Genomic DNA, 840 nt, shown 5'->3' on the forward strand with positions numbered 1-840 from the left:
GGCATCACTGGACCTACTGGGCCACCGGATGGGCCACCGGGACCTACTGGGCCTACTGGGCCTACTGGGCCGCCAGATGGGCCACCGGGACCTACTGGAAATACCGGACCTACCGGTGATACTGGACCTACTGGCATCACTGGATCGACTGGGAATACCGGACCTACCGGCGTTACTGGGCCTACCGGTGATACTGGGCCTACTGGCATCACTGGATCGACTGGGAATACTGGGCCATCTGGTAACACCGGGTCTACTGGGTCTACTGGGCCTACTGGGAATACTGGGCCTACTGGATCAGCTTTTGTTAACCAAATTTATGTGGCAAATCAAAGCAGTAACAATGTTTCTGTCATTAATGGAGCAAATAATGCCGTCATTGCTACTATTTCAGTTGGCACCGGTCCATTTACTGCTGGAGTTAATCCTTTAACTGATCGAATTTTTATAACAAATCTTAACAGCAATAATGTTTCCGTTATTGATGGTTTAACGAATACTGTAATTTCTACTATTCCTGTCGGTACTAATCCGGATGGAGCAGGGGTCAATTTATCTACTAATCTTATCTATGTATCCAATATTAATGACTCAAATGTTTCTGTGATTAGTGGCGCGACTAATACCATAATTACTACTATTGCCGTTGGAAATGCTCCACGAGGAATTGAGGTCAACCCCTTAACTAATAGAGTCTATGTGGCAAATCAGGGTAGTGGGAATGTGTCTGTAATTGATGGATTAACGAATACTGTAATTACTACTATTCCTGTCGGCGTTGAACCGAGGGGAGGGATAGGAGTTAACTTATCTACCAATCTTATATATGTACCAAATCGC

The 840-nt window shown here is 45.6% G+C and carries 2 protein-coding genes; one reads left to right on the plus strand and one right to left on the minus strand.

Annotation, left to right across the window (positions count from 1 at the left end):
- Positions 1 to 317, minus strand: a 317-nt coding sequence (locus MR170_RS30840) for a hypothetical protein (RefSeq protein WP_481746801.1), incomplete at its 3' end; no start/stop codon positions are given.
- A gap of 4 nt (positions 318 to 321) precedes the next feature.
- Here MR170_RS30840 and MR170_RS30845 point away from each other — a divergent pair.
- Positions 322 to 840 (plus strand): YncE family protein (locus MR170_RS30845; protein ID WP_242310651.1); only part of this gene is annotated, 519 nt, incomplete at its 3' end.

This window comes from Bacillus cereus group sp. BfR-BA-01524 (assembly GCF_022662595.1).
Classification (GTDB): Bacteria; Bacillota; Bacilli; order Bacillales; family Bacillaceae_G; genus Bacillus_A; species Bacillus_A thuringiensis_S.